Raw genomic sequence first — 7,787 nt, forward strand, 5'->3', positions numbered from 1 at the left:
ACAGGTTTTGTGTGTGCCGCAGACCCTTGTGGGAGCTGGCTTGCCAGCGATGCTTTTAGCGTCGGTACGAAGAGCCGGTATGTTGCTCAGGCAACTGCGCCTCACCGTGAAACAATTTCTCGCGCAAGGTCCCGCTGTCATACGCAGTCTTGTACGAGCCGCGCCGCTGCAACTCGGGAATCACCAGTTCGATGAAATCGACATAGCTTTCCGGGGTGACGATGCGGGTCAGGTTGAAGCCGTCCAGACCGGTTTCGGCGATCCACGACTCCAGCTCATCTGCGACTTTTTCAGGCGAACCGACCACGGTGATGTAGCGGCCACCGAGGGCGTGCTGGTCGAGCAATTTGCGCCGGGTCCAGTCGTTGTTCTGCAGGTTTTTCGTCGCCGACTGAATCGCATTGCTCTTCACGTACTGGATCGGTTCGTCGATTTCGTACTGGGCAAAGTCGATACCGGTGGACGCGGAAAAGTGCGCCACGCCGGCCTCGGCGCTGGCATAGCTCAGGTATTCGGCATGCTTGGCCCACGCCGCTTCTTCGGTGGCGCCAACGATCACATTGAGGCCCATGAACACCTTGATGTCTTGAGGATTGCGCCCGGCTTCGACGGCGCTGGCGCGGACCTTGTCGACCTGCACTTTGGTCGATGGTTTGTTCTGGCCGCTGATGAACACGCACTCGGCATGACGCCCGGCAAACAGCAAGCCGCGGTCGGAGCTGCCGGCCTGAAACAGCACCGGCGTGCGCTGCGGTGACGGCTCGCAGAGGTGATAACCCGCGACCTGATAGAACTCGCCCTGGTGCTCGACCTTGTGCACTTTGTCCGGGTTGGCGTAGATGCGCTGCTCGCGGTCGTTGCGCACCGCGCCGTTTTCCCAGCTGCCTTCCCAGAGCTTGTACAAGACCTGCAGATATTCTTCGGCCTGGTCGTAGCGGCGGTCATGTTCGACCTGCTCGTTGAGACCCATGGCTTTGGCGGCGCTGTCCAGGTAACCGGTGACGATGTTCCAGCCAACGCGGCCGCGACTCAAATGATCGAGCGTCGACATGCGTCGGGCGAACAGATACGGCGGCTCGTAAGTGAGATTGGCGGTGAGGCCAAAGCCGAGGTTTCTGGTGACGGCGGCCATCGCTGAAACCAGCAGCAGCGGATCGTTGACCGGCAACTGGATCGACTCTTTCAGCGTGACGTCGACCGAGTTCTGGTAGACGTCGTAGACGCCGACGATGTCAGCGATGAACAAGCCATCGAACAATCCACGCTCAAGCAACTGCGCCAGTTCGGTCCAGTACTCGATCGTGTTGTAGCGGGTCGAGGTGTCGCGCGGATGCGTCCACAGGCCGTGATTGATGTGGCCGATGCAGTTCATGTTGAACGCGTTGAGCAGAATCTTCTTTTTCGCAGCGCTCATCAGATCGTCCCTCGCAGCGGAGGGTTTTCATCGTTGAGGTAGTAATTGCCCACGGCGTGATATTTCCAGCGCACCGGGTCGTGCAGGGTGTGCACGCGCGCGTTGCGCCAGTGCCGGTCGAGGCCGTGTTCATTCAGCGTCGCCTGGCTGCCGGCCAGTTCGAACAGCGTGCTGCCGGCGGCGAGGGAAATTTCCGTGCTGATCGCCCGCGCTTCGGCGACTGCGATCGATGCGGCGGCGACGGTTTCGGCGTTGGTTTCGGCTTGCGCGGCATCGAGGATTTCGCCGGCACGTTCGAGCAAGGCTTCGGTGGCGTGCAGCCGAATGCTCAAATGGCCGAAGCTCTTCAATGTCAGCGGATCTTCGGTGGCCTTGTCGTTGCCGGAATCGATCCACGGACGGGTCTTGCTGCGCACGAAATGCAAGGCATCTTCGAAAGCTGCGCGGGCGATGCCGGTGTCGATGGCGGCGTGGAGAATCTGCGCCAGCGGGCCGACCGTGGTCGGGCGCTCGAAAGCGCTCTGGAACGGCAGCACGTCTTCCGCCGCTACATACACATCTTCGAACACTACCGAGCCGCTGCCGGTGGTGCGCTGGCCGAAGCCGCTCCAGTCGTCGATTACCGTCAGGCCCTTGCTCTCGCGCGGGACGAAGGCCAGTTGCTGTACGCCGTTTTCATCGACCACCGACGTCGGAATGCGCTGCGCGTAAATCGCCCCGGTCGAGTAGAACTTGCGACCGTTGATGCGATAACCATCACCATCGCGGGTGAGACGGGTGACGCGGTCGTGAGCGGTTTTGGTGCCTAGTTCTGCCAAGGCATTGCCAAAGCGCTGGCCGGCGAGGACCTCGGCGTACAGGCGCTTTTTCTGTTCATCGCTGCCATTCACGCGCAGCACTTCCAGTGCGTAGAAATGGTTCTGCGGAATCTGCCCGAGCGAGCCGTCGGCCTGAGCGATGAGTGCGATGACTTTAGCCAGGGTGACGTTGGATACGCCAGCGCCGCCATATTCTTTCGGCACGCTGATGCCCCACAGGCCGGAGCGGGAAAACACTTCCAGCTCGGCCAATGGCAGGCGGCGTTCGCGGTCGCGCAGGGCGCTGTCGCGTTTGAAATCTTCGGCCAGGTCGCTGGCGACGATCAGGGCTTGCTCATCGCTGGTGATGAGCGCGACGTGATGGGAAAGCGTCATAGGGGGTTCTCCAGATGACTGGTCGTCTCAGATCCAGGAATGGCGAGCCGGCAAAGTGCCGTTCAGGCGATAGGCGCCGACCGCGTGATATTTCCAGCGCACCGGGTCGTGCAGGGTGTGCACGCGGGCGTTGCGCCAGTGGCGGTCGAGATTGAATTCGGCGAGGGTCGCGCGGCTGCCGGCCAGTTCGAAGAGCTTTTCGCTGGCCAGCAGCGAAATCTCGGTGGTCAGCACTTTAGCTTCGGCCACGGCGATCGAAGCGCGTGCCGCCGATTCGGCAGTCAGCGGCGCGGCGTGGACGTCATCGAGCACTTTGCCGGCCTTGCGCAGCAGCGCTTCGGCGGCGTGCAGTTCAATTTTCAGTTTGCCGATATCGGCGATCACGTAGAGGTCATCGCTGGCGCGCTCGACCTTGGCGTCGATCCATGGCCGTGCGCGGGTTTTGACGAAGTCGATTGCGTCGTCGATGGCGCCACGGGCGATGCCGGCGTCAATGGCTGCTTGAATCAGCTGCGACACTGCGCCCTGGGTGTTCGGCTTGTCGTTGATCTTCCAGTTGTCGATGACCAGGCTCGACTCGACGCGCACGTTGTTCAGCAGGATCGTGCCGCTGGCGGTGGTGCGCTGACCGAAGCCCGACCAGTCATCGACGATGCGCAACCCCGGCGTGCCGCGACGGACGAAGGCCAGCACTTGCTTGCCGTCATCGTTGAGCGCTTTCACCGCGACCCAATGCGCAAACAGCGCGCCGGTGGAGTAGAACTTCTGGCCGTTGATTACGTAATCGTCGCCGTCAGCGGTGATCCGCGCCTTCAGTTCCAGGGTATTTTTCGTGCCGCGTTCCGGGCCGGCATTGCCGATGCGCCAGCCTTCCAGAACACTCTGGAACAGCTGCTTTTTCTGCGCTTGGGTGGCGGTGCCGAGCAGCAGATGGATGATGCCGAACTGGTTCTGCGGGATCTGTCCGAGCGCCGGGTCGGCGGCAGAAATGATCGCGAATACTTCGGCCAATGTGACGAAGGAAACCTGCGGGCCACCGTATTCGCGCGGGATGGCAATGCTGCCCAGACCGCTGCGGGTGAACTGTTCGATTTCCGACCATGGCAGCTTGCGCTGACGGTCGCGTTTGGCCGCCTGCACACGGGCGGCTTGCGCCAGCTCGTGGGCGGCCTTGACGGCTTGAGCGTCGTTGCGCAGTACTTGCGCGGGCAACAACAGCGGGGCGATGTCCAGATCGGACTGCACGTTGGCATCTGCAAGACTGGACATCAGTGCCGCTCCCTGGCTGCACGCAATGCCCTGGCGATCTGCACTGGGGTGATTGTGTTCCGGACCATACCTACCTCACATCTCATGAAAAACGCCGCGAAGTGCGACGATTGAAAGAGTGTCCGGTGGTCCGGTTCATATACCCTAAGCGTGTATAAAAATTAAATAAACTAACTTTTAGGAATATGCATAGAAGGGGGATGTTCGGCTTGGTTAACGACTTTCAGGTGAGAGGTCACTGACCTCCCACCTTGGGCAGGTCTCACTTGGTACGTGATTCGGCGGCCTTTAATTCGGGTTTCAACGGGACTTTTACGTACGGATTCACGCAACCGATTTTCAACGTGCGCGGCGGTGCCCAGCGCGAGTTGTTACCGACCCGGTCGAGGATGCAGTAGGTCACGTCCAGCCGCAGGTCTTCGCCCGCTTCGACAATGACCGCCGGTGGCACCCAGACCTGAATCGGCAGCCCGACATCGGCCGCAGTGAGCGCCGCCAGATCCATGCGCACATCACCCCAGCGCAATGTGATGGCGTCGTCTTCGGCCATGTTCAGATAAGGCTCGATGGTCAGCGGCACGCCGCGTTTGATCTGGCTGGGGTTCACGCCCTGACGGCGAATCGCTTCGGGGATGATCACTGGTGCCAGTTGCTGGTTTTCGTCTTCGCACTGCCCAGTGGGCTGACCACCGGGGCAATCGAGTTTGACCTGCACCCGGGTCGCCGCCGACAGTGCCGGACCCTGGCCGACCTGCATCACGCGGTAGTGAATGCGCGCGGTGCCATTGGTGATGAAACTCTCCGGCACCCGCAGGCTCACTGACTCGCCCACATCGGCCGCGCTGAGGACTTTTGACGCGACATAGCATTTGTTCCAGAACAGTTCGATCAGATCGCCAACGTCCATGTCGCGGTAGGGCGGTACATCGATCAGCAGATGGGCCGCTGTCGCCTGGTTGATGCCGGTTTTTTGTGCGCATGCCAGCGTTGGCGCTGCAAGTTCGGGGGTGTGCGAAGTGCGGGTCATCGGTTTCTCTCCTTGAAGTCTTGCAGCGAAATCCGTTTCTGGAAAACAAAAAAGACGCGAATCAACTGGCAATAAAAGCGAGAACTATTTGTTCGGTTTTAGTGCGAGTTGTTTGAACTAATTGGCGCCGGTTGCCGACTAGATAAAAGTCTGCGGAGAGGGGTGTCAATAGAGGGGCTTAGTTAATGCGTGAATTACAAGTTAATCAGAAAGCTCCTACGTCACCTAGGCAATATGCCTAGTGGTGCGCGCGAATCCAGCTACAGATAAACGGCTACTGCGCAGGGTTTTGCGCGGGTTTGTTCGCAGGCAAACGTATGAAAATATGACGAGTCGAAGATGCGCGTAACCGTTGCGCAATATATATCTGCGCTCGCAAGTAACAAATGTAGAGAAGATTGAAGTGCCGGGAGAGAGGTAACTTCCATCCGTGGAAGTGGAGGGGTATTACTGAGGAAGTTGTCAGGCGTGATTCAGAAACTTGCTGAGAAACTGTTTGGTGCGTTCTTCTTTCGGGTCGGCAAACAGTGCCTTGGCTTCACCCTGTTCAACAATTACGCCCTTGTCGAAAAACACCACGCGATTGGCCACGTCACGGGCAAAACCCATTTCGTGGGTGACAATCACCATCGTGCGATTTTCTTCGGCAAGACCGCGAATGGTCGCCAGCACTTCACCGACCAGTTCCGGGTCGAGCGCTGAAGTCGGTTCGTCGAACAGAATCACTTCCGGCTCCATCGCCAGCGCCCGGGCAATCGCCACGCGCTGTTGCTGGCCACCGGAGAGACGGCGCGGGTAGGCGTCCTCTTTGCCGGCAAGCCCCACTTTGGTCAGCAGCTTTTTACCCAGAGCAACTGCCTGGTCGCGCGGCATCTTCTTGACCACGATCGGGCCTTCGATGACGTTTTCCAAAGCAGTGCGGTGGGGGAACAGGTTGAAGTTCTGGAACACGAAGCCGACGTGCTGGCGCAGGTTGCGCACCAGACTCTGCTGCTGGTTCAGCGGGCGGCTGGTATCGATTTCGATATCGCCGACCTTGATCCGGCCGCTGGTGGGTTCTTCGAGGAAATTCAGGCAACGCAGGAACGTCGTTTTCCCCGAGCCACTGGGGCCGATGATCGCGACGACTTCGCCTTCCTTTACCTCAAGGTCGATGCCGTTGAGCACGACCTGACCCTTGAATTGCTTGGTCAGTTTTTCCACGACAATCATCGCGTCAGGACTCCTGGTCGTGCCGATTGACCCGCTCTTCCAACTTGTTCTGCAAGTGCGAAAGCACCGTGGCCAGAATCCAGTAGATCAGCGCGGCGGCAAGATACATGGTGAAGACTTCGAAAGTCCGGGCGGTAATCAGCTGCGCCTGACGGAACAGCTCCGGCACCTGAATGGTCGCGGCCAGCGCCGTGTCCTTGACCAGCGAAATGAAGCTGTTGCCCAGCGGCGGCAAGGCCGTGCGCATCGCTTGCGGCAGGATGGCCCGGCGCAGGGTCTGCGCGCGGGTCATGCCGATACTCGCAGCAGCTTCCCACTGACCGCGTTCGATCGAACCGATCGCGGCACGGAGGATTTCACAGGCGTAGGCGGCCATGTTCAGCGAGAAACCGATCAGTGCTGCCGGCAGCGGATCAAGCTCCATGCCCAGTTGCGGCAAGCCGTAATAGATCACGAACAGCTGCACCAGCAACGGCGTGCCGCGAAAGAACGACACGTAGATGCGGGCCAGCCAACTGACCGATTTGAAGCGCGACAGGCGCATCAGCGCGAGGCCGAAGCCCAGCAGCAGACCGAAGAACATCCCGCCGAGGCTGAGGACTACCGTGTAGTACGCGCCCTTCAACAGAAAGGGCGCGGAATCCAGCGCGAGTTGGAAAGCCTCTTCCATTATTTAGTGACGTCTGCGTTGAAGTATTTCTTCGACAGTTTCTCGAGAGTGCCGTCAGCACGCAGTTCGTCGAGCGCCTTGTTCACCGCAGCCAGCAGTTCAGGCTCGCCTTTGCGCAGGGCGATACCGGATTCCTGACGCGAGAAGGCCTCGCCGGCAGCCACGGTTTTCGGGGCTTTCTTGGCGTATTCGAGGGCAGCCAGACGGTCGATCAGGATGGCATCGGTACGACCGTTGTTGAGGTCGGCGAACTTGGTCGGATCATCATCGTAGGTGCGCACGTCAGCACCCGGCACGTTGGCGCGAACCCACTGCTCGTAGTTGGTGCCCAGGCCGACACCGACTTTCTTGCCGGACAGGTCAGCGGCAGTCTTGATGTTCAGCGCCGACTCTTTGCTTTTCAGCACGAGGGCCTGGATGCCAGAGACGGTATACGGTTCGGAGAAGTCGTACTTCTTCTTGCGCTCGTCGGAGATGGTCACTTGGTTGACCACCAGATCCAGACGCTTGGATTCCAGTGCGGCGAGGATGCCATCCCATTTGGTCGGCTGGATCTTGGCCTTGACGCCGAGCTTTTGCGCCAGCGCTTCGGACAGCTCGACTTCGAAACCGGACAGCTTGCCGTTCTCGTCGACGTAGCTGAACGGTGGGTAAGTGCCTTCCAGGCCGACGTTGAGCACGCCTTTGTCCTTGATCTGTTGCAACTGCTCACCGGCCACTGCCTGACCGATCAGGCCAGCGCTCAGTGCCAGACCCAGCGAACCGACCAGCAGAGTGCGACGTAGTGTGGAAAAATTCATGACAAGCCCCTGTGTTTTCTTATGGAAGACGCTTAAGGAATGAAGGCAAATTGGTGATTTGAACGACAGCGCTATCCTGCCTTAAAGCAGCTTAAGCGTCTCGCCCGAAATTCGCCTGCGGCGAGACTATAAGATGTCTGTTTTAGACTTGAAAAGACTAGATTATTTTTCTTTTAGAGTTTTTTGGAATATGCCCGTTCAG

General features: G+C 59.3%; 7 protein-coding genes. All 7 read right to left on the reverse strand.

The window, feature by feature from the left end:
- Positions 1–55: 55 nt before the first annotated feature.
- The 7 genes from F8N49_RS22815 to tcyJ all read right to left on the reverse strand — a co-directional run bounded on the left by F8N49_RS22815 (position 56) and on the right by tcyJ (position 7,585).
- Positions 56–1,414, reverse strand: coding sequence for an LLM class flavin-dependent oxidoreductase (locus F8N49_RS22815; RefSeq protein WP_151552700.1), 1,359 nt, complete (start codon positions 1,412–1,414; stop codon positions 56–58).
- Positions 1,414–2,607: an SfnB family sulfur acquisition oxidoreductase gene (locus F8N49_RS22820; RefSeq protein WP_151552702.1), complete on the reverse strand. Its 1,194-nt coding sequence runs from the start codon at positions 2,605–2,607 to the stop codon at positions 1,414–1,416. Before F8N49_RS22820 ends, F8N49_RS22815 begins: the two co-directional genes overlap by 1 nt.
- 27 nt (positions 2,608–2,634) lie before the next feature.
- A complete protein-coding gene (locus tag F8N49_RS22825; protein ID WP_073471512.1) occupies positions 2,635–3,876 on the reverse strand; it encodes an SfnB family sulfur acquisition oxidoreductase in 1,242 nt (413 codons plus the stop codon).
- 262 nt (positions 3,877–4,138) lie between these two features.
- Entirely contained in the window at positions 4,139–4,903 is a 765-nt protein-coding gene (locus F8N49_RS22830) for a hypothetical protein (protein ID WP_073471513.1), read from the reverse strand.
- 462 nt (positions 4,904–5,365) lie between these two features.
- The gene (gene tcyN, locus F8N49_RS22835; protein ID WP_071174057.1) at positions 5,366–6,115 is read right to left on the reverse strand and encodes an L-cystine ABC transporter ATP-binding protein TcyN; all 750 of its coding nucleotides are present in this window, start codon (positions 6,113–6,115) and stop codon (positions 5,366–5,368) included.
- A gap of 4 nt (positions 6,116–6,119) precedes the next feature.
- On the reverse strand, positions 6,120–6,785 hold the full coding sequence (tcyL, locus tag F8N49_RS22840; RefSeq protein WP_016772200.1) for a cystine ABC transporter permease: 666 nt from the start codon (positions 6,783–6,785) through the stop codon (positions 6,120–6,122).
- Positions 6,785–7,585, reverse strand: a complete 801-nt coding sequence (tcyJ, locus tag F8N49_RS22845) for a cystine ABC transporter substrate-binding protein (RefSeq protein ID WP_122747916.1) — start codon at positions 7,583–7,585, stop codon at positions 6,785–6,787. The genes tcyL and tcyJ overlap by 1 nt, the downstream gene beginning before the upstream one ends.
- Positions 7,586–7,787: the final 202 nt, after the last annotated feature.

Source organism: Pseudomonas sp. GXM4 (assembly GCF_008923895.1).
GTDB lineage: Bacteria > Pseudomonadota > Gammaproteobacteria > Pseudomonadales > Pseudomonadaceae > Aquipseudomonas > Aquipseudomonas atacamensis.

Excerpts from the sequence above, each read along its gene's own strand:
- F8N49_RS22815 (WP_151552700.1), bottom strand. The coding sequence starts at position 1,414 with ATGAGCGCTGCGAAAAAGAAGATTCTGCTCAACGCGTTCAACATGAAC.
- F8N49_RS22820 (WP_151552702.1), bottom strand. The coding sequence starts at position 2,607 with ATGACGCTTTCCCATCACGTCGCGCTCATCACCAGCGATGAGCAAGCC.
- F8N49_RS22825 (WP_073471512.1), bottom strand. The coding sequence starts at position 3,876 with ATGTCCAGTCTTGCAGATGCCAACGTGCAGTCCGATCTGGACATCGCC.
- F8N49_RS22830 (WP_073471513.1), bottom strand. The coding sequence starts at position 4,903 with ATGACCCGCACTTCGCACACCCCCGAACTTGCAGCGCCAACGCTGGCA.
- tcyN (WP_071174057.1), bottom strand. The coding sequence starts at position 6,115 with ATGATTGTCGTGGAAAAACTGACCAAGCAATTCAAGGGTCAGGTCGTG.
- tcyL (WP_016772200.1), bottom strand. The coding sequence starts at position 6,785 with ATGGAAGAGGCTTTCCAACTCGCGCTGGATTCCGCGCCCTTTCTGTTG.
- tcyJ (WP_122747916.1), bottom strand. The coding sequence starts at position 7,585 with ATGAATTTTTCCACACTACGTCGCACTCTGCTGGTCGGTTCGCTGGGT.